The sequence below is a fragment of the Streptomyces sp. NPDC013317 genome, from assembly GCF_055563155.1.
Window position 1 is genome coordinate 210,146 of record NZ_JBVHDX010000010.1, and the last position, 26,470, is coordinate 236,615.

Genomic DNA, 26,470 nt, shown 5'->3' on the forward strand with positions numbered 1-26,470 from the left:
CCGGATTGTCTGCCCCCGCCTACGCTGGACAGACCATGGATCCGCGTTCCCTCACCCCCGCCCTGCGCGCGCTGCGCCTCTGTCTGCATCTGCTGGTGGCAGGGCTGCTGGCCCTCGCGGCCGTCCGGGCGGACTCCGTCACCGGTGTCGCGCTCGCGGTGCTGACGGGCGCGGTCTACGCGACCGGGTCCGTCCTCCCCGCCGTACGGGACTCCCCGCGCGCGGCGGCGCTCTGGCTGGCCCTCCTCTGCGCGTCCTGGCTGGCGCTGCTCTGGGCCAACCCCGACGGGCTGTGGGTGGCGTTCCCGCTCTACTTCCTCCAGCTGCACCTGCTGCCCGTGCGCTGGGCGCTGCCGGCCGTGGCCCTGACCGCGGGCGCGGCGATCCTGTCGTACGTACGCCATGGCGCGACGCTCAACCCCGGGGTCTTCATCGGGCCGCTGCTCGGCGGGGCGGTGGCCGTGGCGACGGTCCTCGGCTATCAGGCGCTCTACCGGGAGAGCGAGCGGCGCAGGCGGATGGTCGAGGAGCTGATCGCGACCCGGGCGGAGCTGGCGGCGGCCGAGCGGCACGCCGGAACGCTGGCGGAGCGCGAGCGCCTGGCGCGGGAGATCCACGACACGCTGGCGCAGGGGCTCTCCTCGATCCAGCTGCTGTTGCGGGCCGCCGAGCGGACGCTGCCGGAGGGCTCGCCGGCGGCCGGGCACATCGAGGCGGCGCGGCGGGCCGCGCAGGACAATCTGGCGGAGGCGCGGCGCTTCGTACGCGCGCTGTCGCCCGCGGACCTGGAGCACGGTTCACTGGCCGCCGCCCTGGAGCGGCTCTGCGAACCGGGCCCCGGTCCGGAGGGGGCGTTGCGGGCACGCTTCACGGTGAGCGGGACGCCGGTGGAGCTGCCGACGCCCTACGAGGTGGCGCTGCTCCGGATCGCGCAGTCGGCGTTCGCGAACGCGGTGCGGCACGCCTCGGCGGCCCGGGCGGAGGTCACGCTGTCGTACATGGACGCCTCGGTGACGCTGGACGTCGTCGACGACGGCGAGGGCTTCGACCCCGCGCTGCTCTCGTCCTCACCGGAGGGCGGCTTCGGGCTGCCGGCGATGCGCTCGCGGGCGGAGTCGCTGGGCGGGGTGTTCACGGTGGAGTCCGCGCCCGGTCAGGGCACGGCCGTCGCCGTGTCCCTCCCCCTTCCCACCGGAGTGTCGACATGACGATCCGACTCCTGCTCGCCGACGACCATCCGGTGGTACGGGCCGGGCTGCGCGCCGTGCTGGACACGGAGCCCGACTTCGCCGTGGTCGGCGAGGCGGCGACGGCCGAGCGCGCGGTGGAGCTGGCGACGGAGCTGGCCGGGGCGGGTGGGGTGGACGTGGTCCTGATGGACCTGCAGTTCGGGCCCGGGATGCACGGCTCGGAGGCCACGGCGGCGATCACCGCGCGCACGGGCGGGCCGAGGGTGCTGGTCCTCACCACGTACGACACGGACGCGGACATCCTGGCGGCGGTCGAGGCGGGGGCCTCGGGCTATCTGCTGAAGGACGCCCCGCCGGAGGAGCTGGCGGCGGCGGTCCGTACGGCGGCGGCCGGCCAGTCGGCGCTGGCCCCGGCGGTGGCGCACCGGCTGATGGACCGGATGCGGACCCCGGCGGAGGCGCTGACGAAGCGGGAACTGGAGGTGCTGCAGCTGGTGGGCGAGGGTCTGTCCAACCAGCAGGTCAGCAAGGCCCTGTTCCTGAGCCAGGCGACGGTGAAGTCCCACCTGGTGCACATCTTCGCGAAACTGGGCGTGGACTCCCGTACGGCGGCGGTGGCCACGGCGACGACGCGTCGCCTGATCCGCCGGTAGCGGGCCGGCCCCGCGCGCCTGAAACCTCAGGCGTCAGTCCTCGGTCGTCAGGCCTCAGACGCCCTCGGCGGCGCGCCGGATCGCGTCGAGCGCGCGCGTCACGTCGTCCTCGGTGGTGGCCCAGTTGCTGACCGAGATGCGCATGACGCGCCGGCCGCGCCAGGTCGAGCCGCTGATCCACGTCGTGCCGTCGTCGAGGAGCCGGGCGAGCACCCGCTCCGTACGGGCGTCGTCGCCGAACTCGGCGCAGACCTGGGTGAACACCACGTCGTTGAGGACGGTGGCGCCGTCGATCCCCGCGATGCCGTCGGCGAAGGCGGTGGCGTGCCGGCAGAGCCGCTCGACGAGGTCGGCCACGCCGGACCGGCCGAGGGACCTGAGGGCCGCCCACACGGGGAAGGCCCTGCCGCGGCGGGAGAGTTCGGGGACCTTGTCGATGGGGTCGCCGAGTTCGTGCTGGATGAGGTAGTCGCCCCGCAGGCCCATGGCCGCCCGGAGTGCGGACGGGTCGCGGACGATGGCGAGGCCGCAGTCGTAGGGGACGTTCAGGGTCTTGTGGGCGTCGGTCGCCCAGGAGTCGGCCTGCTCGCAGCCGGCCGACAGCCGCGCGTACGGCGGTGCGGCGGCGGCCCAGAGGCCGAAGGCGCCGTCGACGTGCACCCAGGCGTCCGCCTCGCGCGCGGCTCGGATCGTCTCGGGGAAGGGGTCGAAGGCGCCGGAGTGGATGTCCCCGGCCTGCAGGATCACCAGGGTGGGGGTCCGCCCGCCGCCCGCCAGGGCGGCCCGGAGGGCCTCGGGGCGCATGCGTCCCTGGTCGTCCGCCGCCACCAGTTCGGGCCGCCCCAGGCCCAGATAGCGCAGGGCCAGGTCGATGGCCATGTGGCGGTGCTCCCCGGCGACGACGCGGACGGCGGGCCCGCCCGCGAGTCCTTCGCGGGCGACGTCGCCGCCGACCCGCCGCACCACCTCGTCGCGCGCGGCGGCCAGGCAGGTGAAGTTCGCCATCGTGGCGCCGGTGGTGAAGCCGACGGCGCTGCCGTCGGGCAGCCCGAGCAGGTCGAGCAGCCAGACGCCCGCGATCTCCTCCACCGCCGCGTAGGCGGGGGTGACGGTGCGCATCACGCAGTTCTGGTCCCAGGCGCTGACCAGCCAGTCCGCCGCCAGCGCGGCCGGTTCGCCGCCCCCGACGACGAAACCGTAGAAGCGCCCGCTGGGGAAGGCGGTGAGCCCGGGTTCGCAGGCCGCGGCCAGCAGGTCGACGACGTCGGCGGGCGGGCTGGGGTCGTCGGGCAGTGCGGTGCCGAGCGCGCGTACGATCTCGTCGACCGTAGCGCGGGCGGGGACCGGGCGGTCGGACAGGCTGGCCAGCCAGCGGACGGCATGGTCGTACGCCTGGCGGAGCGCCGCCTCGCGCGCGTCCATACCTCGGACTATGGGACAGTCGCCGCCGGCCCGCAAGCCGCCGCCCGCCGACCCGCGCGCCGTCACGCATCGGGGCGACCGACACCTACGGCTGGTCGCCCGGAGGCTCCCCGAACAGTTCGACGGCCTGGCGGACACTCGTCAGTCCGTTCGACAGCGCGCTGACCGAGCCGATCGATCCGGCGATCAGGAGCAGGGAGCGGCGCAGCCGCCGGACCTCGGGGACTCCGCTGACGGCCATCGCGTCCAGTGCGGCCAGCTCGTCCTCGGCGATGCCCCGGTCGGTGAACTCGGCCGGGTGGCCCGCCAGTTCGCGGCGGAGTCGGGACACGGCAGCACGCAGCTCCACCACCCTCGGGTCCACGCCGCTGCCGGTTGTCACACGCCTCTGCCCAACGCTACGCAACAAGTCTCTCCCCCTCGCACGACACTGTGCGCCGGACTCCGCCGCCCCCCTTCGTGCCCTGGGGGATCACCGGCCCGAGCCGTGGATCGGTGGTCGGGCGCCCGGAGTCGCGAGCAAGTTAACGCCATCGCGCGCCCGGCGCGCCACTGTGCGGACACAATTCAGGCGTCCGTGTCATGCGGTATGCAGTGAGCATGACGAACACACGGCAATCCCCTCCGCTCGTGGCCGGTCTGCTCCTCGCCGCGGGCGGCGGGCGACGGCTCGGCGGCCGCCCGAAGGCCCTCCTGACCCACCGCGGGCGCCCGCTGGTCGAGCACGCGGTGCGGGTGCTGCGCGAGGGCGGCTGCGAGGTGATCCACGTCGTTCTGGGCGCCTCGGCCGAGGTCGTACGGGAGCGGGCCCAGCTGCCCGGCTGCGTCCTGGTAGACAACCCGGAGTGGGCGGAGGGCATGGGGTCGTCGCTGCGGGCCGGGCTCGCCTCGCTGTCCGCCGAGGCGCTGCCGGTGGACGCGGCGGTCGTCTCGCTGGTCGACCAGCCGGGGATCGGCGCGGAGGCGGTGGCGCGGGTCCTGTCCGCGTACGGCTCGCGCGACTCGCTGGCGGCGGCCTCGTACGACGGGAAGCGCGGCCATCCGGTGCTGTTCGGCGCGGACCGCTGGGCCGGGATCGCGGCGGGGGCGCTCGGCGACCAGGGAGCGCGCGACTACCTGAAGACCCACCGGGATGCGATCACCCTGGTGGACTGTTCGGATGTGGCCGAGCCCTACGACATCGACACGGAGGCCGATCTGGCGCACCTTGAGTAAAGGGTGTGGCACTGAGCGCCATGTTCTGTCGATCCGGAGAATCTCGACATCAACAAACCATTGAACTTCCACCATGAGGAAACTAGTATCCACTGTTCAGAAGCGCCTGATTCCTGACGGCGCTCCGCGGCCGTATCTCGGCGCCTGCGGCACTCCGTGCCGACCCCTGACGCCCGGCGGCCGCAAGGCACCGCCCGTGAAGTCCGCTGAAGGAAGTGACCGTTCATGTCCGCACCAGCGCCGTCCCCCCTGGCCGTCGTCGAAGCCGAGCCCCTGCCGAGGCAGGAGGAGGTGCTGACCGACGCGGCCCTCGCATTCGTGGCTGAGCTGCACCGGCGGTTCACGCCACGCCGGGACGAGCTCCTTGCCCGCCGGGCGGAGCGCCGCGCCGAGATCGCCCGAACCTCGACCCTCGACTTCCTGCCGGAGACCGCCGCGATCCGCGCGGACGACTCGTGGCGTGTCGCGCCGGCCCCGGCGGCCCTGAACGACCGCCGGGTGGAGATCACCGGTCCGACCGACCGCAAGATGACGATCAACGCCCTGAACTCGGGCGCCAAGGTCTGGCTCGCGGACTTCGAGGACGCCTCCGCCCCGACCTGGGAGAACGTGATCCTGGGTCAGGTCAACCTGATCGACGCGTACACGCGGAACATCGACTTCACGGACCCGAAGTCGGGCAAGTCCTACGCCCTCAAGCCGGCCGCCGAGCTGGCCACGGTCGTGATGCGGCCGCGCGGCTGGCACCTGGAGGAGCGCCACCTCACCTTCGAGGGCCGTCCGGTCCCCGGCGCGCTCGTCGACTTCGGCCTGTACTTCTTCCACAACGCCAAGCGCCTCATCGAGCTCGGCAAGGGCCCGTACTTCTACCTGCCGAAGACGGAGTCGCACCTGGAGGCCCGCCTCTGGAACGACATCTTCGTCTACGCCCAGGAGTACGTCGGCATCCCGCAGGGCACCGTCCGCGCCACCGTCCTGATCGAGACGATCACGGCCGCGTACGAGATGGAGGAGATCCTCTACGAGCTCCGCGACCACGCGGCGGGCCTCAACGCGGGCCGCTGGGACTACCTCTTCTCCATCGTCAAGAACTTCCGTGACGGCGGGCAGAAGTTCGTCCTCCCGGACCGCAACGCGGTCACGATGACGGCCCCGTTCATGCGGGCGTACACCGAACTCCTCGTCCGCACCTGCCACAAGCGCGGCGCGCACGCGATCGGCGGCATGGCGGCCTTCATCCCGTCCCGCAAGGACGCCGAGGTCAACAAGGTCGCGTTCGAGAAGGTCAAGGCGGACAAGGACCGCGAGGCGGGAGACGGCTTCGACGGCTCCTGGGTCGCCCACCCGGACCTGGTCCCGATCGCCATGGCCTCCTTCGACGCCGTCCTCGGCGACCGGCCGAACCAGAAGGACCGGCTGCGCGAGGACGTCTCGGTGGCCCCGGGCGACCTGATCGCGATCGACTCGCTCGACGCGAAGCCGACGTACGAGGGCCTGCGCAACGCCGTCCAGGTCGGCACCCGTTACATCGAGGCCTGGCTCCGCGGCCTCGGCGCGGTCGCCATCTTCAACCTGATGGAGGACGCGGCCACGGCCGAGATCTCGCGCTCGCAGATCTGGCAGTGGATCAACGCCGGCGTCGTGTTCGAGCACGACGGCAAGACGGTGAAGGCCACCCCCGAGCTGGCCCGCGAGGTCGCCGCGGAGGAACTGGCGGCGATCCGCGAGGAGATCGGCGAGGAGGCCTTCACGGCCGGAAAGTGGCAGCAGGCGCACGACCTCCTGCTCCACGTCTCCCTCGACGCCGACTACGCCGACTTCCTGACGCTCCCGGCGTACGACCAGCTGATCGGCTGAGTCCCCCCGCTTCGGCCGACCCGCACAGCGGCCGGACAACACGCGGCGCAGCCGCGGAAACAACGGCTCCGCCCCCGGTGAACGCACAGCGCCGGGGGCGGAGCCGTGCTCGCTTCGGAGATTCGCCGCCCGGCGAGCCCCTGCTCCGGAGATTTTCGCTCCGGTGTGTTTCACAGGGCACGTGACGCAACCGAAACACGCACCTACCTAGCGGTAACAAGCCACGGCGTGCCAGATTCCGCATGCCACCGGCCGGCGGCTGTCCCCCACTCCTCTGCACCGACGCAGGAGAACACAGCCATGCCCAGAACCCCCCACCGCACGGTCCGAAGATCCCTCGCCGCCGCCGTGTCGCTGATCGGCCTGCTCGCCGCCGGAGTGACCCCCGCCGGCGCCGCCCAGGGCTCGGGCCCGACCGCCGTCGTGTCGATGGGCGACAGCTACATCTCCGGGGAGGCCGGGCGCTGGCAGGGCAACAGCCTGACCACCACGGGCAGCCGGAACGGCACCGACCGGGCGTGGACGGGGAGCGCGTACGACCCCTCCCGCGTGTACGGCGCGACGGCGGCCAACGGCTGCCACCGGTCCGACTCGGCCGAGGTGAGGAGCGCGGGCGGGATCGCCTCGGCCCTGATCAACCTGGCCTGTTCGGGCGCGACGACCCGGAACGTCTTCCGCGCGTCGAACGGCGGCGTCGCGTACAAGGGCGAGGCCCCGCAGGCCGACCAGCTGGCGGCCGTCGCCGCCTCCCACGACGTCGAGGCGATCGTGCTCTCGATCGGCGGCAACGACCTGGGCTTCGCCGACATCATCACGAGCTGCGCGACCGACTACATCGTCTGGTACTCGTACTGCCACGACGACCAGCAGGCCGAGGTCGACGCGAAGATCGACACGGTGATGGCCAACGTCGGCAAGTCCGTCGACGAGATCCGCGCGGTGATGGCGGGCGCCGGCTACGCGGCCTCCGACTACCGGATCGTGCTCCAGTCGTACCCCTCCCCCATCCCCCGCGCGTCCGAGAACCGGTACGGGGAGAGCGGCTGGAGCCGCACCAACACGGGTGGCTGCCCCTTCTGGAACCTGGACTCCGACTGGGCGCGGGACACCCTGGTCCCCCAGGTCGCCCAGCGGCTGAAGGGCGTCGCGGCGAGCAAGGGCGTGCAGTTCATGGATCTGCGCGACATGCTGCAGGGGCGTGAGGTGTGCGCGAAGACCAGCAAGCTGGTCAGCGCGACGGTGCCGGCCTCGGCCTCGACGAGCGAGTGGGCGAGGTGGATCGACCCGAACGAGACCCAGGGGCCGATCCAGGAGAACGTCCATCCCAACCACTACGGCCAGTTGGCGCTCGGCCGCTGTCTCGCTCTCATCCACGCGCGGCCGAGCGGCAACTTCTCCTGCCGCAACACGGCGGGGACCGGCGCCTCCGGCATGTACCTGACGGCCGTCTCCTGACGGTCGCGCAAGCCCCCCACGGGGATCAGCGGGCGTGGCGTCCGCGCCGACCGCGACGCCGCGCCCGCTCGCTCGTCCTCCTGGTGCCGATACCGATCCGTCCGCGCGTACGGGGCAGCGCGACGCCCAGCGCTCCGAGGGTCCGCTCCGCGCGGTACGGGTCCGCGGCGGCCATCTCCTTGACGAGGGCGTCGACTCCGCCCGGCCAGCCCTCGGCGGCGGAGTCGAGGAGCGCCCGCCCGGCGGCGGTGCGGCGGTGGAGCCGGTCCAGGATCAGCACGGCGCGGGCGGAGAGCGGCACGCGGGCCTCGTCCGCCGGCTCGCCCCGGGCCCGCAGGACCCCGCAGGCGTACGCGCCCATCACCGGGTCGTCCAGGGCCTCGCGCAGCGCCTCGACGGGGGCTGCTTCGGGGTCGAGGAAGCCGAACAGGGCGCGGGTGTAGGCCGCCTCGAACGTGCCCGCGTTGACCGTGCCGAGGGCGTCGATCAGCGCGGACCAGGCCTCGACGGTGTCGCCGTGCGCGTGCAGCCATTCGGCGAGGACGCGGGTGGCGGCGGAGGCCGACCAGCCTTCGGCGGCGGCGATCACGGTCGGGGCGTCCCAGGCCGCGGCCTCCTTGGCGTCGGGCGCCGCGACCCAGCGCACCCGCAGCAGGTAGTGCAGGACCTCGACGCCCCAGGGGGTGAGGCCGAAGGCGTCACCGGTACGGAAGACCATGCCGGTGCCGGTCAGCCGGTCGACGGCCTCGGCCATGGAACGCGCGGCCGGTTCGAGGCGGGTCCGGTCCTCGTCGGTGACCGGCGATCCGAAGAGCCGGGTGAGCTCGTCGGCGGGCGGGACCCGGTACTCCTCGGGGGCCGTCGCCGGTACGAGGACGGGCGCGTCCTCCAGCCGGGGATCGACCGGCCAGTCCTCGAACTCGGCGGCGCGGCGGGCCACCGACTCTGCGCAGGAGCCGCGCTGGTAGAGCGCGTAGAGCAGATGCGCGGCCTCACCGTCGTACAGACCGCCGTCCTCGCTCTTCATCTCCTCGACGGCCGCGGCGAGCAGATCCGCGCCGGCCTCGACGGACCGCTGCGGCTCGTGGGCCTCCATGGGCGGGGGCGGCAGCGGGACGGAGGAGTCGCCGTAGTAGTTCAGGTGCTCGTCGAGGAGCGTGTCGGCGAGGACGAGGTGCGGGAAGGCGTCCGGGCCCGGGGCGAGATGGGCGTACGGGCCCGTGAGCGCGCCCGCGAGCCCCGCGGCGGTCCACCGGTCGACCAGCCGGCCGCCGAGTTCGGCCACGCCGTGCGATACGTCAGCGTCGGTCAGCAGCGGTCCGGCGGGGGAGGGCCGCTCCGCCTCCCGTACGTACGCCCCGGTGAGGGCGTCCGCGAGGAGCATGTCCGCGAAGTCGCTCCGGTTCATCAGGTCCGCCCGGTTGAGCCCGTCGGGCGGACGTACCCCGTCGTGTCCGGCGAGCCAGGCCCGTACTGCGGCGGGGTCGCCGGGGTCGGCGCCGTCGGCCCGCAGCAGCGAGGCGTACCAGCGCTGCCAGGTGTAGTTGGCGGGGTCCGTCATCGCCCGTTCGAAGTCGGGCACGATGTCCTCGACCGCGGCCACGATCCGCGCCTGCCGCTTGGCGTTCAGCCGCCCGGCCTCCCGCACCCGTTCGGTGAGCGCGACGAGCACGGCGGGGTAGGCAGGCAGCTCCTCGGGCGTCGCGTAGACGAACGCCGGCGCGTCCTCGACGAGCAGCCGCCGCACCAGCTCCACGCTGGGCTCGGGCAGCCCGCTGCGCCGGTCGGCCCCGCGCAGGGCCAGCAGCGCGAGCACCGCGTCGGCGGCGCGTACGGACGATGGATCACGGAGCTGCGGTGTTCCGTCGAGGAACGCGTCGAGCCCGGTGTTGGTGAGCACGGTCCCTGCCACCTTTCCCAGGGTAGTTCCGGCACGCGCCGGACGACGAGGCGCGTGGCGGCGCCGTCATGGGACGACAACGGTGCGTTGGGCCGAGAAGTCACCCCAGGTGCCGTCGGGGAGGCGGGCGCGGAGTTTGACGCTGTAGCGGGTGCCCTGGGCGGTGGGGACCGTGAAGGTGTAGGTGGCCTCGGCGGGCGGGGGGTCGGTGCCCCAGATGATCGTGGTGGCGAAGGCCTCGTTCAGGTAGAGCTGGTGTTCCGTGACCGGGGCGCCGGTGCGGGGCGGGGTCCAGGTCAGGGTGATCTCGCCCTTCACGGCCTCGGCCCTCAGGTCTGTGGGGGCGGTGTTGGGGGCCGCTCCGGGGGCCGGGGCGGTGGTGAGGTCGGCGGGGGCGCTGTCCGGGGAGGAGTTCTCGGCGGCGTCGCGGGCGCGGACCGTGAAGGAGTAGACCGTTCCGGGGCGCAGGCCGGTGAGCCGGGCGGTGGTGTCCGTGCCGGGGACGGTGTGGACGCGGGCGTCGGCCTGGTAGACGTCGTACGCGGTGACCTTGGTGTCGTCGCGGGCCGCGGTCCAGGTCAGGGTGGCCGCGTGGCTGCCGTCGGGGGTCGCGCGCAGGGCCCGGGGCGTCGTGGGCGCGGTACGGTCCCGGGCGGTTGCGGCGAGGGTGGTGGCGGGGACGGCGGCACTGTGCGGGGAGCGGTTTCCGGCGGCGTCGCGGGCGCGGACGGTGAAGGCGTACGGGGTCGAGGGCGTGAGGTTCACGATGTCGGTCATGAGGGTCGTCGCGGGGAGGTCCTTGACCTTGCGGCCCTGCTGGTAGACCTCGTACCCGGTGACGGCCCGGTCGTCGCCGGCCGCGCTCCACATGACGTGGACGGTGCTCGCGCTGCCGGCGGACGCGGTGACTCCGGTGGGGGCGCCGGGGGCGTGGGTGTCCTTATCGGGGCCGCCGGAGCAGGCCGCCGCGGCGAGGAGGGCGACGGTCAACACGGTTGCGGCGAGCGGGCGTTGCACAGGAATGCCTCCGTCCGTCGAAAAGGTCCAGACCTGTATCCCACGCCGTGGAGGCGCCCGGCAAGGGGTCGTTGTCAGTGGGGTGCGCTTCACTGGGTTCGTCACTCTCCGTGACGGAACGAGGGGGAATCATGACGGACCGTACGATCTACACGACACTGGCCGGGCTGCGCGGGCGGGGCTGGAGCGACGCGATGGTGCGCGACCTGCTGGGCGCGCCCGATGTGCAGGGACGGGATCCGCGGCGGTGGTCCGTCGCGCCCGTGCGGCTGTATCTGATGGCGCGGGTGGAAGCGGTGGAGAGGACGCCGGAGTTCACTCGGTGCGCGGCGGTCTCGGGCAGTCGCTCCTCGGCGGCGGAGGCGGGGGCGGAGCGGCGACGGCGCGCGGTCCTCGCCGCGATCCGGGCACAGCCGATCGAGGTGCCCCGGCTTCCGGCGGTGGAGCTGGAGCGGCGCGCGGTGCGGCACCGGCATCTCCTCGGGGCGCGCAGCCCCGGCGGGGCGGGGGCCGGGGCGCTGGTGCGGTGGCAGGTGAACTACCTCCGGCACGCCCTGTCGCGGTACGAGTACCTGCTCGACGGGCTGTACGGCTCGACGGGCCGGGCCGAGGCCGAGCGGCTGCTGCGGCGAAGGGTCTACGAGGCGATCGCGGCGGCCTATCCCGCGCTGGCGCAGGAGTGCGGGCGTCGCATCGGGACCGAGCGATGAGTTCCGGCGCCCCCGGCGGTCTGCATCTGTATGGAGAACACGGAGCACATCGATCTGGGATCGGCCGCGGCGCGGGTGGCACGACTCGCCGAGGGCATCGGGGACGAACGGCTCGGGGACCCGACGCCGTGTCCCGAGTACGCGGTGCGGGAGATCCTCGCGCATCTCACGGGGCTGAGCGTGGCCTTCCGCGACGCCGCCCGCAAGCACGTCGGGGAGACGACCGGGACGCCGCCCGGCTCCGTCCGCCCGGTCCTGGCCGAGGACTGGCGCACGGCGCTGCCGAAGGCCCTGGACGAGCTGGCGGCGGCCTGGCGCGAGCCGGGGGCGTGGGAGGGCGACACCCAGGCGGGCGGCGTCGAGATGCCGGCGGCGGTCATGGGGCAGGTCGCGCTGAACGAACTGGTGATCCACGGCTGGGACCTCGCGCGGGCGACGGGCCAGCCGTACGAGGTGACGGCGGAGGACCTGGCCGTGTCCGAGGCGCTGTTGACCCCGGCGGACGACGCCCCGCCCGAGGACGGCTTCTTCGGCCCCGTCGTCACGGTCCCGGACGACGCGCCCCTGCTCGACCGCGTGGTGGGCCTGAGCGGCCGCCGTCCGGACTGGACCCCGGAACGCCCGGAGTAGGACGGCCGGGCCGTGTCGGGGCGATCCTGGCGCGAGCGCCGCGGCGAGGCCGCCTGAGCGGGGCGGCCTGGGCGGGGCGGCCCCTGTGAGAGCGCCGGACAACGCGAAGTCGCCTGACCTGCGTCGCCCGACCGGCGAGGCCGCGTGGCCGGAGCCGCGAGCCGTCGTGCCGCTCCCGGCTCCAGCGAGGCGGCCTCGCCACACTGTGGCAGTCCGCGCGGAACCGGGCCTTGACCCGTGCGGCGGCGTGGGTCCCGTCGCCGACACGCCGGAGCACTCCCTCCCGCGCCTCGCCTACAGCAGCCTCGTCACGCGGTGGCAGGCCGCGCGGATCGGGGCGATCACCGGGACGGTGAAGCGGGGGCGCAGGGCCTCCGCGGCTTCGCCGAGGGGGCCGCCGCCGATGACCACGGCCCGGGCGCCGTCCCGTACGACGCACTCACGGACCGCGCGGGCCAGGGCTTCGGTGAGCGCGGCCGGGTCGGCGGACAGGGCGTGGGGGTCTTCTCCGGCGAGGCGGAGGCCGGTGAAGCGGTCGCGGAGGCCCAGCGCCGTCACCGCGTCTGCGATCGGACCCGCCAGGCCCGGGGTCGTCGTCGCGATGCCGAAGCGAGCGCCCCCGGCGGACGCCTCCAGGATCGCGGCCTCCCCGATGCCCACGACCGGGACCGGGGCGAAGGCCCGCAGCTCCGCCACGCCCGGGTCGCCGAACGCCGCCACCAGCAGCGCCGCGCAGTCACCGGAGGCGAGGGCCAGGCGGCCGGCGGCGACGACCTCGGGGGCCGCGGCACGCAGGGCCGCCGGGTCCGTGAGCATCCGCGGACCGCGCGCCACGGTCACCCCGCGGACGCGGACCGCCGGCCCGAGGGCCCGGCGGGCGATCCCCGTCATCATCGCGGTCGTCGCCGCCGCGGTGTTGGGGTTGACGAGGACGACCGCCGGTACGGCGGGTTCGGCTGACGGGGCCGCCTCCGAACGGGGGCCGGAGCCGCCCGCCCCACGCACGACGCCGGCTCCCGCGTCACACGCGGGAACCGGCTCGTCGGGCGGGGTGGAGGCGCTCAGTGGACGTGCGCCGCCTTGGCCGTGCGGGTCTCGGAGATCTCCTCGCCCGGCTCCATGGGCGCGGTGACCGTGTCCTCGTCGCCGCGCCTGCCCAGGTGGTTGAAGACGAGGTTCAGCAGGACCGCCGCGACACAGCCGGTCGAGATGCCCGAGTCCAGGATGATCTTCGCCGTCTCCGGGAAGGCGTGGTAGAACTCCGGCTCCGTGATCGGGATGATGCCGACGGCCAGCGAGACCGCGACGATCAGCACGTTGTTGTCCTTCTCCAGACCGGCCTTGACCAGCGTCTGGATACCGCTCGCCGCGACCGATCCGAAGAGGACGACGCCCGCGCCGCCGAGCACCGGCCGCGGGACGACCGAGATCAGCGAGGCGGCGACGGGCGAGAGACCCATCAGGACCAGGAAGCCGCCGCCGCAGGCGACCACGAACCGGCTGCGGATCTTCGTCATCGCCACGAGCCCGATGTTCTGGGCGAAGGCGCTGCACATGAACCCGTTGAAGAACGGGCTGATGGCCGAGCCCAGGGTGTCGGCGCGCAGTCCGGCCGCGATGGTCTTCTCGTCGGCCGGCCGCTCGACGATCTCACCGAGCGCCAGCATGTCGGCGGTCGACTCGGTCATCGAGACCAGCATGACCACACACATCGAGATGATCGCGGCGACCGCGAACTGCGGGGCGCCGAAGTGGAACGGCGACGGGAAGCCGACGACGGACGCCTCCGCCACCGGGCTGAAGTCCGTGACCCCGAACGGGATCGCGATGACCGTGCCGATGACCAGGCCGACCAGGACCGCGATCTGCTTCAGGAAGCCGCGGGTGAAGCGGCGCAGGACGAGGACGACCACGAGCGTGATCGCGGCGAGCGTGAGGTAGGTCGTCGAACCGTAGTCCTTCGCCGCCGGGTTGGGCCCTTGGGCCCAGCCGAAGGCGACCGGCAGCAGCGAGACACCGATGAGGGTGATCACGGTGCCGGTGACGACCGGCGGGAAGAAGCGGACGAGCTTGGAGAAGTACGGGGCGGCTATGAAGCCGAGCACGCCGGCGACGATGATCGCGCCGAAGATGATCGGGAGCGCGTCGGCCTTGTCGTCCGTGGTGTCGACGATCGCCAGCATGGGCGCGACACCGGCGAAGGTGACGCCGTTGACGAACGGCAGCCGGGCGCCGATCTTCCAGATGCCGAGCGTCTGGAGGAAGGTGGCGAGCCCCGCGGTGAAGAGGCTGGCTCCGGTGAGGAAGGTCAGCTCGGTGCCGGAGAGTCCGACGGCCGCGCCGACGATCAGGGGCGGGGCCACGACCCCGGCGTACATGGCGGCCACGTGTTGGAGGCCGCTGGTGAACATTCTCAGGGGCGGCAACGTCTCGTCGACCGGATGCTTCTGGTCTTCGGTGTCGGCGCTGGCGTCGTGTGCATCATTGCGAAACCTGGGCTTGGCGGCCACGGCGGTTCCTCCGGTCGGTTACACGTCGGCGGTGACGCGGATGTCAGGGAGGTGGTGCAAAGTGGTGCAGTCGTGCGCCTCACGGTGTGCGGCTCATGAGGATGTGGCGGGGTGCCACGGGGTCTTCGGGTGCTGCGGTCTTCGGGTGCTGCGGGGACATACGGTCGAGCGGCTGTGGGGGTACCGTCCGGTCGTGCCCCGGGAGGGGGGACACGTCGACCGTCCGAGGGGTGCCGTACCTCTTTTCGTACGGGCACCCCCCGTCCAGCCGGCCACGGACCCCGCTCGGGTCCGCGGCGACCGACCGAGGGCCGTCCCCCTCGGTCGGACTCCTTGGGGAGGTCAGCCCTGGGCCGTGATCCGGGCCAGGCGCTGCGCCTCCGCGCGCGCGTCGCGCGCGATCGCCTCTTCGTCCGCGAAGAGCAGGCGGTTGTTCTCGACGATCTGCTTGCCGTTGACGAACGAGGCCGTCACCGGGGCCGCGGCGCCGAACACGATCGCGGTGACCGGGTCGGCGATCGAGGAGTGGCCGAGGCCGTCGATCTTCCAGAGGACGAAGTCGGCGAGCTTGCCGGCCTCCAGCGAGCCGATCGAGTCGGCGCGACCGAGGACCTGGGCGCCGCCGAACGTACCGAGGCGCAGGGCCTGGCGGGCGTTGAGCGCGGCCTCGCGGTGGGCGCCGAGGCGGTTGATGAGAAGCGCGTTGCGCAGCTCGGTGTGGAGCTCGCCCGACTCGTTGGAGGCGGTGCCGTCGACACCGAGGCCGACCGGGACGCCGGCCCGCAGCATGTCCGGTACCCGGGCGATGCCGGCGGCCAGCCGCGCGTTGGAGGACGGGCAGTGGGCGACACCGGTCTTCGTACGGGCGAAGGCCTCGATGTCGGAGTCGTTCATGTGGACGCAGTGCGCCATCCACACGTCCTCGCCGAGGAAGCCGGTGGACTCGAAGTAGTCCGTCGGGCCCATGCCGAAGAGCTCGTGGCAGAACTTCTCCTCCTCCACGGTCTCCGAGCCGTGCGTGTGCATGCGCACGCCGAGGCGGCGGCCGAGCGCGGCGCCCTCGCGGAGCAGTTCGGTGGAGATGGAGAAGGGGGAGCAGGGGGCGACGGCGACCTGGGTCATCGCGTCGAAGGAGGCGTCGTGGTACTTCTTCACCGTCTCCTCGGTCGCCGCGAGGGCGCCCTCGGTGGTCTCGACGGCGAAGTCCGGCGGCAGGCCGCCGTCCTTCTCGCTGCGGTCCATCGAACCGCGGGCGAGGGTGAAGCGGACGCCCATGTCCTGGGCGGCACCGATGATGGCGCCGGACAGGTCGCCGGAGCCCTTCGGGTAGACGTAGTGGTGGTCCATGGCGGTGGTGACACCGCCGCGGGCCATCATGGCCAGCGAGCCCTGGGCGGCGACGCGGACCATGGCCTCGTCGATGCGGGCCCAGGTCGGGTAGAGCGCGACCAGCCAGTTGAAGAGGTTGTGGTCGGTGGCCAGGCCCCGGGTGATCCACTGGTAGAAGTGGTGGTGCGTGTTGACCAGACCGGGCGTCACCAGATGACCGGTGGCGTCGATCCGGCGGACCACGTTCTCCAGGCCCTCGGGTGCCTTGCCGGCGCCGATGGACTCGATCTTGTTGCCGGCGACGACGAGGTGGCCGGTGGCGTACTCGGTGTCGTTGGCGTCCACGGTCGCGATCGCACAGTTCTCGATGACGATGCGCTCGACTGCTGCCGAAGGTGCTGCCATGGCGGTGCTTCCTTCATTCCTCGGGGGTTGGGATTCCCTCCACGAAGGAGTCGTGGGGGAGGGCACGGCAGGACCCTAGGAGGATTTGAGTGCCGGAGCCGCGTGACGGGTCCGGGTGCCGAGATGGTGGAAGAACAGATTGAGCGTGACCGCGACGAGCGCTCCGGCGCTGATGCCGGAGCCGAGCACGGTCTGTGCCCAGGCCGGGAAGTCGGCGTAGAAGGTGGGCGCGGCGAGCGGGATGATGCCCGCTCCGAGCGCGACGGCCACCAGGATGATGTTGGAGCTGTCGTCGAGTCCGGCTTCCGACAGGGTACGGATTCCGGAGACGGCGATCGAGCCGAAGAGGACGATGCCGGCACCCCCGAGGACGGGCATCGGGACCATCGACACGACCGCTCCGAGGACCGGGAAGGCGCCGAGGACGAGCAGGGCGCCACCGGCGACGGCGACGACGTAGCGGGAGCGGACCCGGGTCAGGGAGACCACTCCGACGTTCTGGGCGAAGGCCGAGGTGGGGAATCCGCCGAAGACGGGGCCGAGGAGCGTGGCGATGCCGTCGGTCCGCAGTCCCCGGGTGATCGTGCCTCCGTCGCTCCTGCGCCCGCAGATCTCGCCGAGGGCGAGCATCCCGGCGCTGGACTCGGTCATGAGGACCAGCATCACGATGCACAGGGAGAGGATCGCGGCGGGCTGGAACTCCGGTGCGCCGAAGGCGAAGGGGGCGGGCAGCGCGGCGACGGGCGCCTCGCGCAGCGCGGTGAAGTCGGCCATCCCGAACGGGATCGCGACCACGGTGCCGATGAAGAGGCCGAGCAGCAGGGCGATCTGCTTGACGAAGCCCTTGCCGAAGCGCTGGAAGAGCAGGATCACGACGAGCGTGAATCCGGCGAGCGCCAGGTACTTCATGGCGCCGAAGTCGGCGGCCTCCTTGTTCCCGCCCTGGGCCCAGGTCACGGGCACGGGCATCAGGGTGACGCCGATCAGGGTGATCACGACGCCGGTGACGAGCGGCGGGAAGAAGCGGAGCAGTCGCCCGAAGAAGGGGCCGACGGCGAGGCAGAAGACTCCGGCGACCATCACCGCGCCGTAGATGGGTGGGAGTTGGTGACCGGGGGCGCTGGTCTCGGCGATCGCGAGCATCGGGGCGATGCCGGCCGAGGAGGCGGCGTTGACGAAGGGGAGCCGGTTTCCGGCGAAGCGGCCGGCTCCGAGGGTCTGGAGGACGGTGGCGCAGCCGGCGATGAGCAGACTCGCGGCGATGAGCCGGGTCATTCCCGCGGCGTCGAGGCCGACCGCCTGGCCGATGATCAGCGGAGGGGTGACCACGCCCGCGTACATCGCGGCGATGTGCTGGAGCGCGGCGGGAACGAGCCGCGAGGCGGGGAGCTTCTCGTCCACCGGGTGGACCTCGACCGCGGTGAGCGCCGTGGCGACCGGCGAGGTGACCGCCGGGCCGACGGGCGGAGTGACCGCCGAGCCGACCTGTGAGGTGTCCGATGGGGTGGAACAAGGGCCTTCGGCAGGTGCCGGCCCCGTTGCGGGCTGTGCCATGGGTACGTCCCTCCGGTGGTGGCTGCCCCCGCCCGACTGCGGGCGGGCGGGGGCGGCCACGCGGTGCCGCCTAGAGGTTGGTCATGTCGACCGGGATCTGCGCCGTGGCTCCGTCACGCAGCACCGTGGCCTCGATGAGGCCGTAGGGGCGGTCGGCGGCGTAGTAGACCTCGTTGTCGTTCTTGAGCCCGAAGGGCTCCAGGTCCACCAGGAAGTGGTGCTTGTTCGGGAGCGAGAAGCGGACCTCGTCGATCTCCGAACGGTGGTTGATGATGCGCGTGGCCATCTGGTACAGCGTCTGCTGCAGCGAGTACGAGTACGTCTCCGAGAAGGCCTCGAGCATGTGGCGCCTGGTCTGCGCGTAGGACTTCTCCCAGTTGGGCATCCGCTGGTCGTCGTCGGTCCAGTTGAACCGCCAGCGACCGGACACCTGCGTGGCCAGGATGCGGTCGTACGCCTCCTGGAGCGTCGTGTACTTGTCCTTGATGTAGCCCCAGAACTCCGAGTTGGTGGAGTTCATGACGATGAGGTCCTTGAGGCCGGAGATGACCTCCCACTTCTCACCGTCGTACGTGATCTGGGTGACGCGGGTCTCCTGGCCCTTGCGGGCGAAGGAGTGGTTCACCTCGTCCGAGCCGATGAACTTGGAGTTGGCGTCGGAGCTGGCGATCCGCTCCCACGAGTACTCCTCGATCCGGATGCGCGCCCGCTTGATCGGCTCCTGGCTCGTCACGAAGTGGCGGGCCAGGTGGATGCCGAACTGCTCGGCCGACTCGATCCCGTACTCCTTGGCGAAGGCGTACACGGTGTTCTTGGTCGTGTCGGTGGGCAGGCAGTGGGCGTTGGAGCCCGTGAGGTGGACGTCGTCGAGGTCGCCGGAGAGGGCGACGGAGACGTTCAGGTCCTTGATGTGGTGGGTGGCGCCATCCCGCGTGATCTTGACGACGCGGTTCTCTGCTTTGCCGTACTGGTTCTGGCCGAGAATCGTGGGCATGTCTGCTAGCTCCCTCGGTAAACGGAGTAGCCGAACGGGTTGAGCAGCAGCGGTACGTGGTAGTGCTCGCCCGGAGTCACCGCGAAGGTGATGGTCACTTCCGGGAAGAACGCGCCGCTGTCCCTTACGCGGGGGGCGTCCTGCTGCGCCTCGGCTTGCTTCTTTGCGAAGTACGCCTCGGTCTCGAAGTCGAGACGTACGTGGGTGGTGCCCTCCGGCAGGGCCGGCAGGTCCTTGCAGCGCCCGTCCGCGTCGGTGGCGGAGCCACCGAGCGTGATCCACTGCGCGTCGGAGCCGCTGCGGGCCTCGAGCGTGATGGCCACGCCCTCGGCGGGGCGGCCGATGCTGGTGTCCAGGATGTGGGTGGACACCGAAGCGGTGGTGTCGGTGCTCATGCGTTCTCTTCCTCGTTCTCTGCGCGCTCTACGAGACGGGTCAGCCTGATGCGGTTGATCTTGCCCAGTTCGGCGCGGACGATCTCCCGCTCCTGCTCGGGCGAGTTCTCGATCCGCTCGCGGACCGCGTCGCGCATCTGCTCACCGGTCTTGCCGGTCGCGCAGATCAGAAAGACATGACCGAACCTGTCCTGGTACGCCAGGTTGAGTTCGAGCATCTCGGCCTTGAGCTCCTCGGAGGCACCGGCCATCCCGCTCTGTTCACGGGAGGAGGTCGGGTCCCCTGCCTTCGGACGACCGATCGGCGGGTGGCCCGCCATCGCCTCGGCCAGATCCTCCGCGGTCAGTTCGGCCATGGCGGCGTCGCTGGCGAGGAAGAGGGCTTCGACGGTGGCGTACGGGCGCTGGGCGAGAAGCTTGCTCCCCCACGCCGAGCTGGAGCACACCTCGTGGAGCGCGGCGACAGCGTCGCTGTCCGCCGAGGTGTTGAACCGGGTCAGACCCGGTGTCGTACCTGAAGTCACGGGAAGCCTCCGTGGCTGTTTTTCGCTGTGCGTCGGACGGGCTGCGGATAGCTAACGCCCTCCCGCAACACCACGTCAACACTTTGTTGAAAACTCGGTGACACAAAGGCCGCCGTCCCGACATCTGGACGACGGCCTCCGGCCACACATGATCAACTAACCGTTCCCGGCGGCCTTTTCCCTGTTCAGGGCGGTCTCCCGGTTCAGGTAGTTGTACACGGTGAAGCGACTGACACCCAGTGCCCCGGCCACCGTCTCCACCCCATGACGGACGGAGAAGGCGCCACGCGCTTCCAGCATCCGAACCGCCTCCTGCTTCGCCTTGCGGTCGAGCGAGGCGAGTGGCATCCCGTGCCGGCGCTCCATGGCCGCCAGGATGTGGTCCAGGGAGTCCGAGAGCTGGGGAAGCCGTACGGCGATCACGTCCTCACCCTCCCAGGCGAGCACCACGTCGTCGGTACCGGCCTGCTCGGGACCGAGTATCTCGGCACCCATCGCGTCGACCAGCGGCTTGACCGCCGCCACCAGGGGGTGCTCGGTCACGACTCCTCCCCGATCACGTTGACCTGGAGGGAGACGCGGGTCGCGCCGGCCGCCAGGGATTTGCGCAGCAGCGCGTCGACGGCGGTCAGGACCTCGTCGGAGCCGCCTTCCGCGGTGTTGCCGAACGGACCGACGTCCACCGCGTCCAGGTCGGCGGCCTGGATGACCTCACGGGCCACGACCGCGTGCTCCGGCGCCTCGTCCAGGTCGAAGGGCTCGGTCGTGAACTCCACTCTCAAACGCACCATGGCCCCACGCTACTGGCCGGAACGGCACCGACGGCAGCCCTGAGCTGCCGGACCCTCTTGACAAGTGCGCGGCTCCCCTTGCAACATTCCGTCAGACAGAAAGTTACTTCCGCAATACGGAAGGAGCGCCGCCCCTCATGGGATACACGGACCAGCGCTTCGATGTGAACCTGTCGATCCTCTTCACGGAACTCCCGCTCCTGGAGCGCCCCGCGGCCGCCGCCGCGGCGGGCTTCACGGCGGTCGAGCTGTGGTGGCCCTGGATCGACACCGCCACCCCCGCCCAGAGTGAGCTCGACGCTCTCAAGAAGGCTCTGGACGACGCCGGCACCCAGCTGGTGGGCCTCAACTTCTACGCCGGGCAGCTGCCGGGTCCCGACCGCGGCGCGCTCTCCGTGCCCGGTGAGGAGTCGGACCGCTTCCGCGCCAACATCGAGGTGGCGGCCGACTTCGCCGCCTCGGTCGGCTGCAAGGCGCTCAACGCGCTCTACGGCAACCGCGTCGAAGGCGTCGACCCGCAGGTCCAGGACGCCCTCGCCCTGGAGAACCTGGTCCTGGCGGCCCGCGCGGCCGACCGGATCGGCGCGATCCTGCTGGTCGAGACCCTCAACAAGCCGGAGTCGCCGCTCTACCCGCTGGTGAGCGCCCCCGCCGCCATCGAGGTCGTCGACAAGGTCAACGAGGCCACCGGGCTCGGCAACGCCAAGTTCCTCCTCGACATCTACCACCTGTCGATGAACGGCGAGAACGTCAGCCAGGTCATCGCGGAGTACGCCGACAAGACCGGCCACGTCCAGATCGCCGACAACCCGGGCCGCGGCGCGCCGGGCACCGGCGAGCTCCCCCTGGAGCAGCTGCTCGACGAGCTCAAGAAGGCCGGTTACGACGGCTGGGTCGGCCTGGAGTACAAGGCCGCCGAGGCCGCCGCGTCCTTCGCGTGGCTCCCCGCCGAGGCCCGCGCGGCCCGCTGACGCCGGACGGGGGCCGACACCCCCGTCCGCACGAGCCCCCCGTGGCTCCGGCCCGGCCTCACCGGCCGGCGACCGGCGCCACGACGCGGGCGTCAGCTCCCCCTGACATCGCACAACCCCGAGAGGTACCCCAATGAGCAACCTCCCCAAGATCGCGTGGATCGGTCTCGGCATCATGGGCTCCCCCATGTCCGAGAACCTGATCAAGGCCGGCTACTCCGTCACCGGCTACACCCTCGAGCAGGACAAGCTGGACCGCCTCGCCGCGGCCGGCGGCACGGTCGCCGCGTCGATCGCCGAGGCCGTCAAGGACGCCGACGTCATCGTCACGATGGTGCCCGCCTCCCCGCAGGTCGAGGCCATCTCCTACGGCCCCGAGGGCATCCTGGAGAACGCCAAGTCGGGCGCGCTGATCGTCGACATGTCGTCGATCACCCCGCAGACCTCCGTGGACCTGGCCAAGAACGCCAAGGAGAAGGGCATCCGCGTCATCGACGCCCCCGTCTCCGGCGGCGAGGCCGGCGCGATCGAGGCCGTGCTCTCGATCATGGTGGGCGGCGAGCAGGCCGACTTCGACGAGGCCCTGCCGATCCTGGAGGCCCTCGGCAAGGTCATCGTGCTCTGCGGTCCGCACGGCTCCGGCCAGACCGTGAAGGCGGCCAACCAGCTCATCGTCGCCGTCAACATCCAGGCGTGCGCCGAGGCCGTGGTCTTCCTTGAGAAGTCCGGCGTGGACCTCCAGGCCGCCCTGGACGTCCTCAACGGCGGCCTGGCCGGCTCCACGGTCCTGACCCGCAAGAAGGACAACTTCCTGAACCGGGACTTCAAGCCCGGCTTCCGGATCGACCTGCACCACAAGGACATGGGCATCGTCACCGACGCCGCCCGCAACGTCGGTGCGGCCCTCCCGGTCGGTGCCGTCGTCGCCCAGCTCGTCGCCTCCCTGCGCGCGCAGGGTGACGGCGGCCTGGACCACTCGGCCCTGCTGCGCGCCGTCGAGCGCCTCTCCGGCCAGCAGGTCTGACCGAGCGCCCCGGTCACGGGGCCCCAGACTTCCGGTCGGCGGCGGCGCTGACAACCTGTCCTGTCGCGCCCAGGCGCCGCCGCCGCCCGGAACACCCTCCTTCGTTTTCAACAAACTGTTGACGTTCGCTTCAGCTGCTCCTTACGCTCCTGACACCGTCACCAGTGCAGCTCCCGTACGGAAGGTCACGATGTCGAAGCGCGTGCTTACGACCGAGTCCGGCGCCCCCGTCGCCGACAACCAGAACTCCGCCACCGCCGGCGTCGGTGGCCCCATCCTCCTCCAGGACCAGCACCTCCTGGAGAAGCTCGCGCGCTTCAACCGTGAGCGGATCCCGGAGCGCGTGGTCCACGCCCGCGGCTCCGGCGCGTACGGGTACTTCGAGGTCACCGACGACGTCACCGGCTTCACCAAGGCCGCCTTCCTCTCCGAGGTCGGCAAGCGGACCGAGACGTTCATCCGCTTCTCCACCGTGGCCGACTCGCTCGGCGGCGCGGACGCCGTCCGTGACCCGCGCGGCTTCGCCCTGAAGTTCTACACCGAAGAGGGCAACTACGACCTCGTCGGCAACAACACCCCGGTGTTCTTCATCAAGGACCCGATCAAGTTCCCCGACTTCATCCACTCCCAGAAGCGCGACCCCTTCACGGGCAAGCAGGAGCCGGACAACGTCTGGGACTTCTGGGCGCACGCCCCCGAGGCGACGCACCAGATCACCTGGCTCATGGGCGACCGCGGCATCCCGGCCTCGTACCGTCACATGAACGGCTACGGCTCGCACACGTACCAGTGGACGAACGAGAAGGGTGAGGCCTTCTTCGTCAAGTACCACTTCAAGACGAACCAGGGCATCCGCTCGCTCTCCGCCGAGCAGGCCGCCGAGACCGTCGGCAAGGACGCGAACTCGCACCAGACCGACCTGCTGCAGGCCATCGAGCGCGGTGTGAACCCCTCGTGGACCCTGTACGTCCAGGTCATGCCGGCCGCCGAGGCCGCCGAGTACCGCTTCAACCCGTTCGACCTCACCAAGGTGTGGCCGCACGCCGACTACCCGCTGCAGCGCGTGGGCCGACTGGTCCTCGACCGCAACCCGGACAACGTCTTCGCCGAGGTCGAGCAGGCCGCGTTCTCCCCGAACAACTTCGTCCCGGGCATCGGTCCCTCGCCGGACAAGATGCTCCAGGGCCGCCTCTTCGCCTACGCGGACGCCCACCGCTACCGCCTCGGTGTCAACCACACCCAGCTGCCGGTGAACGCCCCGAAGGCGACCGTCGCCGACAACTACGGCCGCGACGGCCTCATGGCCACCCGCCAGGGCTCGCGCCACGACAAGAACTACGAGCCCAACTCGTACTCCGGCCCCGCGCAGACCGACGAGGCGCTCGCCGCACCGCTGGCGATCCACGGCTGGACCGGCACCCACGCAGCGCCCGAGCACGCCAAGGACGACCACTTCTTCCAGGCCGGCGAGCTCTACCGCCTGATGTCCGAGGCCGAGAAGGGCCGTCTGATCGCCAACATCGCCGGCGGTCTGTCCCAGGTGTCCCGCGAGGACGTCATCGAGAAGAACATCGCGCACTTCGCCGCCGCCGACGCGGACTACGGCAAGCGCGTGGCCGAGGCGGTCCGCGCCCTGCGCGAGGACTGATCCCCGGCGGTATCCAGACCGCGTACGGCAGATGACGGGAGGTCAGATGTCGTACGCCGTCCGGACCGACGGCCCGGATGAGGGGTGGCCGGCGGTACGGACAGCGTGAGGACCGCGGCGACGACGAGCCAGTGCGGTGGTAAGGGCGGACCAGGCCCCTTCTTGACCTGAAGGAAGGGTTCCCGGTCCATCCGTCGCCGTCGCCGCGGTCCCAACGCCCCACCTCCCCCCAAGACTCCGCCCGGCGGCGCGAACGTCCTGTCGCGCCAGCCTCGCACCGTCGGGCGGGCACAACGAGAGCGCGGAACCAGGTTTACGGTCCCTGGTTCCGCGCTCTTTCGCGTCCCTGCCGGGACCTGCGCCCAGCGCATCGTTTCTGCGGTGAAGATCCACACCCGCTCGGGCGAGCGCACCGCGATTCGCCCTCCGTGCGCCCCTCCCCCGCCGCTATCCAGTCGCACATGATCAAGAACCTGGTGCGGGGCCTGGCCCCGCTGGCGCTCATCCTGTCCCCGCTCGCCGTCCCCTCCCCGGCGCTCTCGGCGAACGTCGTCCTCTTCCCCGACGCCCTCGCCGACCTCACCGAGGCCGTCGAGGACCCCGCCGGCTACAAGGTCTCCGCCTTCCCGCACTGGAACGCCGGCCTCGACCCGGCGGACGGCTGCGACACCCGCGCGGAGGTCCTCCTGGAGGAGGCCGTCGACGCCCCGAAGGCCGGCACCGGCTGCGTCCTGACGGGCGGCAGGTGGACCTCGTACTACGACGGCCAGACCGTCACCGACCCCGCCGCGCTCCGTGTCGACCACGTCGTCTCGCTCGACGAGGCCTGGGAGTCGGGCGCCTCGGCCTGGACCGCGGCCCGGCGCGAGAAGTACGCCAACGACCAGGGCGCCCCCGGCACGCTCGTCGCCGTCACCGCCCGCAGCCAGAAGGACAAGGCGGGCCGTGACCCGGCCGGCTGGGTGCCGTCGGCCTCCACCCAGTACTGCCGCTACGTCGCCGAGTGGGTCGGTACCAAGCTGCGCTGGGGCCTGAGCGCCGACAAGGACGAGGTGGATGCCCTCAAGCTGTTCGCTGACGGGCCCTGCGAGGAGACCGTCGTGGTCCGCTCGAAGGCCCCTCGGTGAGGACGAGCGTCAGCGTGACCGCGAGCGAGGCCAGGGCGAGCACGACCATCGCCGTCCGCGGCGAGGTGACCTGGGCGACGGCGCCGGCCAGCGCCGCGCTCAGCCCCTGGAGGGCGAGCATGCCCGAGGAGTGCAGCCCGAGGGCGTGACCGCTCAGCTCGTCCGGGACAAGGGCCGTCAACCGCTCCTGGTACAGCAGGCTCGCGCCGTATCCGATCGCGGAGACGGTCACCGCCGCGAGCGCCCAGGGCAGGCCCGGGTCCAGCGCGAAGCACAGGAACGGGGCGGCGAGGAGCGCCTGGAGCGGGGCCGCGAGCCGGGTGCGGAGGCCCTTCGGGACGAACCGGCCGACGATCGTGTCCCCCGCGAGCATCCCGAGCGCGCCGCAGGCGAAGAGCAGACCGGCGCGCTCGGGGTCGTACGGCACGAAGAGCGACTCACAGCCCACGATCAGCCCGTTGGGCACCCACAGCGCGAGGTACAACCGGCGGCGGGCCCGCGAGGACCACAGCCGTCGGTTGTTCCGCCAGGTCTGGGCCGGCGAGGGGCGGCCGCCGGCGCGCGGGGCGCGCCGGGAGAGGCCGAGGCGGGCGAGGAGGGCCGCGGCGAGGTGGAGGGCGGCGCCGGTGAGGACGGTTCCGGGCGGCGAGAGGACCGCGACGAGCAGGCCGCCGGCCGCGAACCCGGTGATCTGGCAGGCTCCGGCCGCCATGTTCAGCACGGAGCGGCCCAGCAGGTAGCCCCCGCGGGGCAGGACCTCGCCGAGGAGCCCGTACCGCACACCCCCGCCGACGGAGCCGACGAGACCCTGCGCGAGCAGGATCGCGAAGACCGCCGCGACCGGCAGTCCCGGGACGGCCGTCGCCGCGCCGGCCACGGCGTGGAAGAGCGCCGTCCCGGCGAGCGCGGCGCGCGGCGGGAGCCGGTCGGCGGCGGAGAGGAGCGTGGCGGCGCCGAGGAGCTGGGCGAGCGCCGGGCCGAAGAGGGCGAGGGAGGAGAGGAGCGGGGAGCCGGTCCGGCCGTAGACGAGTGTGGCCAGTCCGAGGCCGGCCACCGTCTGGGCGGCGACCTGGACGGAGCCGGTGAGGAAGAGCGGGGTGAACTCGGGGACACGGAAGAGTTCGCGGTAGCTGCGCATGCGGCGGAGTC

25 protein-coding genes are annotated in these 26,470 nt (G+C 72.0%); 11 read left to right on the forward strand and 14 right to left on the reverse strand.

Annotation, left to right across the window (positions count from 1 at the left end; translation table 11 throughout):
- The first annotated feature begins 35 nt into the window (after window positions 1-35).
- Window positions 36-1,208, forward strand: a complete 1,173-nt coding sequence (locus ACZ3IJ_RS25515; RefSeq protein WP_467471776.1) for a sensor histidine kinase — start codon at window positions 36-38, stop codon at window positions 1,206-1,208.
- Window positions 1,205-1,843 (forward strand): response regulator, encoded by a 639-nt coding sequence (locus ACZ3IJ_RS25520; RefSeq protein WP_467471778.1) that lies wholly within the window; start codon window positions 1,205-1,207, stop codon window positions 1,841-1,843. The genes ACZ3IJ_RS25515 and ACZ3IJ_RS25520 overlap by 4 nt, the downstream gene beginning before the upstream one ends.
- Window positions 1,844-1,897: 54 nt before the next feature.
- Here the strand turns inward: ACZ3IJ_RS25520 and ACZ3IJ_RS25525 are convergent, their stop codons facing one another.
- Window positions 1,898-3,265, reverse strand: a complete 1,368-nt coding sequence (locus tag ACZ3IJ_RS25525; protein ID WP_467471779.1) for a pyridoxal phosphate-dependent decarboxylase family protein — start codon at window positions 3,263-3,265, stop codon at window positions 1,898-1,900.
- Between the two features lie 85 nt (window positions 3,266-3,350).
- Window positions 3,351-3,674, reverse strand: coding sequence for a DUF5955 family protein (locus ACZ3IJ_RS25530; RefSeq protein ID WP_467471781.1), 324 nt, complete (start codon window positions 3,672-3,674; stop codon window positions 3,351-3,353).
- A 191-nt stretch (window positions 3,675-3,865) separates the two neighbouring features.
- On the opposite strand from ACZ3IJ_RS25530, the gene ACZ3IJ_RS25535 reads away from it, so the two are divergent.
- The 3 genes from ACZ3IJ_RS25535 to ACZ3IJ_RS25545 all read left to right on the forward strand — a co-directional run bounded on the left by ACZ3IJ_RS25535 (window position 3,866) and on the right by ACZ3IJ_RS25545 (window position 7,792).
- Entirely contained in the window at window positions 3,866-4,480 is a 615-nt protein-coding gene (locus ACZ3IJ_RS25535; protein ID WP_467471782.1) for a nucleotidyltransferase family protein, read from the forward strand.
- 225 nt (window positions 4,481-4,705) lie between these two features.
- Window positions 4,706-6,337, forward strand: a complete 1,632-nt coding sequence (gene aceB, locus ACZ3IJ_RS25540) for a malate synthase A (RefSeq protein ID WP_467471784.1) — start codon at window positions 4,706-4,708, stop codon at window positions 6,335-6,337.
- Between the two features lie 300 nt (window positions 6,338-6,637).
- Window positions 6,638-7,792, forward strand: coding sequence for a GDSL-type esterase/lipase family protein (locus ACZ3IJ_RS25545; protein WP_467471785.1), 1,155 nt, complete (start codon window positions 6,638-6,640; stop codon window positions 7,790-7,792).
- 25 nt (window positions 7,793-7,817) lie between these two features.
- Here the strand turns inward: ACZ3IJ_RS25545 and ACZ3IJ_RS25550 are convergent, their stop codons facing one another.
- The gene (locus ACZ3IJ_RS25550; RefSeq protein WP_467471787.1) at window positions 7,818-9,704 is read right to left on the reverse strand and encodes a hypothetical protein; all 1,887 of its coding nucleotides are present in this window, start codon (window positions 9,702-9,704) and stop codon (window positions 7,818-7,820) included.
- A 54-nt stretch (window positions 9,705-9,758) separates the two neighbouring features.
- Window positions 9,759-10,709: a fibronectin type III domain-containing protein gene (locus ACZ3IJ_RS25555; protein ID WP_467471789.1), complete on the reverse strand. Its 951-nt coding sequence runs from the start codon at window positions 10,707-10,709 to the stop codon at window positions 9,759-9,761.
- Window positions 10,710-10,840: 131 nt separating this feature from the next.
- Between ACZ3IJ_RS25555 and ACZ3IJ_RS25560 the strand changes: the two genes are divergently transcribed.
- Window positions 10,841-11,419 (forward strand): hypothetical protein, encoded by a 579-nt coding sequence (locus tag ACZ3IJ_RS25560; RefSeq protein WP_467471790.1) that lies wholly within the window; start codon window positions 10,841-10,843, stop codon window positions 11,417-11,419.
- Window positions 11,420-11,449: 30 nt separating this feature from the next.
- Entirely contained in the window at window positions 11,450-12,049 is a 600-nt protein-coding gene (locus ACZ3IJ_RS25565; RefSeq protein ID WP_467471792.1) for a TIGR03086 family metal-binding protein, read from the forward strand.
- 294 nt (window positions 12,050-12,343) lie between these two features.
- Here the strand turns inward: ACZ3IJ_RS25565 and ACZ3IJ_RS25570 are convergent, their stop codons facing one another.
- From ACZ3IJ_RS25570 to ACZ3IJ_RS25610, 9 genes are all read right to left on the reverse strand, one after another.
- On the reverse strand, window positions 12,344-13,054 hold the full coding sequence (locus ACZ3IJ_RS25570; RefSeq protein ID WP_467471794.1) for an aspartate/glutamate racemase family protein: 711 nt from the start codon (window positions 13,052-13,054) through the stop codon (window positions 12,344-12,346).
- 56 nt (window positions 13,055-13,110) lie between these two features.
- Entirely contained in the window at window positions 13,111-14,559 is a 1,449-nt protein-coding gene (locus tag ACZ3IJ_RS25575; protein ID WP_467471796.1) for a nucleobase:cation symporter-2 family protein, read from the reverse strand.
- Between the two features lie 342 nt (window positions 14,560-14,901).
- A complete protein-coding gene (locus tag ACZ3IJ_RS25580) occupies window positions 14,902-16,293 on the reverse strand; it encodes an 8-oxoguanine deaminase (protein ID WP_391796948.1) in 1,392 nt (463 codons plus the stop codon).
- Window positions 16,294-16,368: 75 nt separating this feature from the next.
- Complete coding sequence (locus tag ACZ3IJ_RS25585; RefSeq protein WP_467471799.1) at window positions 16,369-17,847, reverse strand: nucleobase:cation symporter-2 family protein; 1,479 nt, start codon at window positions 17,845-17,847, stop codon at window positions 16,369-16,371.
- Window positions 17,848-17,917: 70 nt separating this feature from the next.
- On the reverse strand, window positions 17,918-18,841 hold the full coding sequence (gene pucL, locus ACZ3IJ_RS25590) for a factor-independent urate hydroxylase (RefSeq protein ID WP_391796950.1): 924 nt from the start codon (window positions 18,839-18,841) through the stop codon (window positions 17,918-17,920).
- A gap of 5 nt (window positions 18,842-18,846) precedes the next feature.
- Window positions 18,847-19,236, reverse strand: coding sequence for a hydroxyisourate hydrolase (gene uraH / locus ACZ3IJ_RS25595; protein ID WP_467471801.1), 390 nt, complete (start codon window positions 19,234-19,236; stop codon window positions 18,847-18,849).
- Window positions 19,233-19,760, reverse strand: coding sequence for a 2-oxo-4-hydroxy-4-carboxy-5-ureidoimidazoline decarboxylase (gene uraD, locus ACZ3IJ_RS25600; RefSeq protein ID WP_467471803.1), 528 nt, complete (start codon window positions 19,758-19,760; stop codon window positions 19,233-19,235). The genes uraH and uraD overlap by 4 nt, the downstream gene beginning before the upstream one ends.
- A gap of 156 nt (window positions 19,761-19,916) precedes the next feature.
- Window positions 19,917-20,255: a helix-turn-helix domain-containing protein gene (locus ACZ3IJ_RS25605; protein WP_467471916.1), complete on the reverse strand. Its 339-nt coding sequence runs from the start codon at window positions 20,253-20,255 to the stop codon at window positions 19,917-19,919.
- 44 nt (window positions 20,256-20,299) lie between these two features.
- Window positions 20,300-20,548, reverse strand: coding sequence for a YkoF family thiamine-binding protein (locus ACZ3IJ_RS25610; protein ID WP_352189185.1), 249 nt, complete (start codon window positions 20,546-20,548; stop codon window positions 20,300-20,302).
- A 140-nt stretch (window positions 20,549-20,688) separates the two neighbouring features.
- On the opposite strand from ACZ3IJ_RS25610, the gene ACZ3IJ_RS25615 reads away from it, so the two are divergent.
- The 4 genes from ACZ3IJ_RS25615 to ACZ3IJ_RS25630 all read left to right on the forward strand — a co-directional run bounded on the left by ACZ3IJ_RS25615 (window position 20,689) and on the right by ACZ3IJ_RS25630 (window position 25,321).
- The gene (locus tag ACZ3IJ_RS25615) at window positions 20,689-21,522 is read left to right on the forward strand and encodes a TIM barrel protein (protein ID WP_467471805.1); all 834 of its coding nucleotides are present in this window, start codon (window positions 20,689-20,691) and stop codon (window positions 21,520-21,522) included.
- 133 nt (window positions 21,523-21,655) lie between these two features.
- Window positions 21,656-22,546, forward strand: a complete 891-nt coding sequence (locus tag ACZ3IJ_RS25620) for a 2-hydroxy-3-oxopropionate reductase (RefSeq protein ID WP_467471806.1) — start codon at window positions 21,656-21,658, stop codon at window positions 22,544-22,546.
- 190 nt (window positions 22,547-22,736) lie between these two features.
- A complete protein-coding gene (locus ACZ3IJ_RS25625) occupies window positions 22,737-24,194 on the forward strand; it encodes a catalase (protein ID WP_467471808.1) in 1,458 nt (485 codons plus the stop codon).
- 461 nt (window positions 24,195-24,655) lie between these two features.
- A complete protein-coding gene (locus ACZ3IJ_RS25630) occupies window positions 24,656-25,321 on the forward strand; it encodes an HNH endonuclease (protein WP_467471810.1) in 666 nt (221 codons plus the stop codon).
- Here ACZ3IJ_RS25630 and ACZ3IJ_RS25635 read toward each other — a convergent pair.
- Window positions 25,257-26,459: an MFS transporter gene (locus ACZ3IJ_RS25635; protein WP_467471812.1), complete on the reverse strand. Its 1,203-nt coding sequence runs from the start codon at window positions 26,457-26,459 to the stop codon at window positions 25,257-25,259. The genes ACZ3IJ_RS25630 and ACZ3IJ_RS25635 overlap by 65 nt on opposite strands.
- Between the last annotated feature and the right edge of the window lie 11 nt (window positions 26,460-26,470).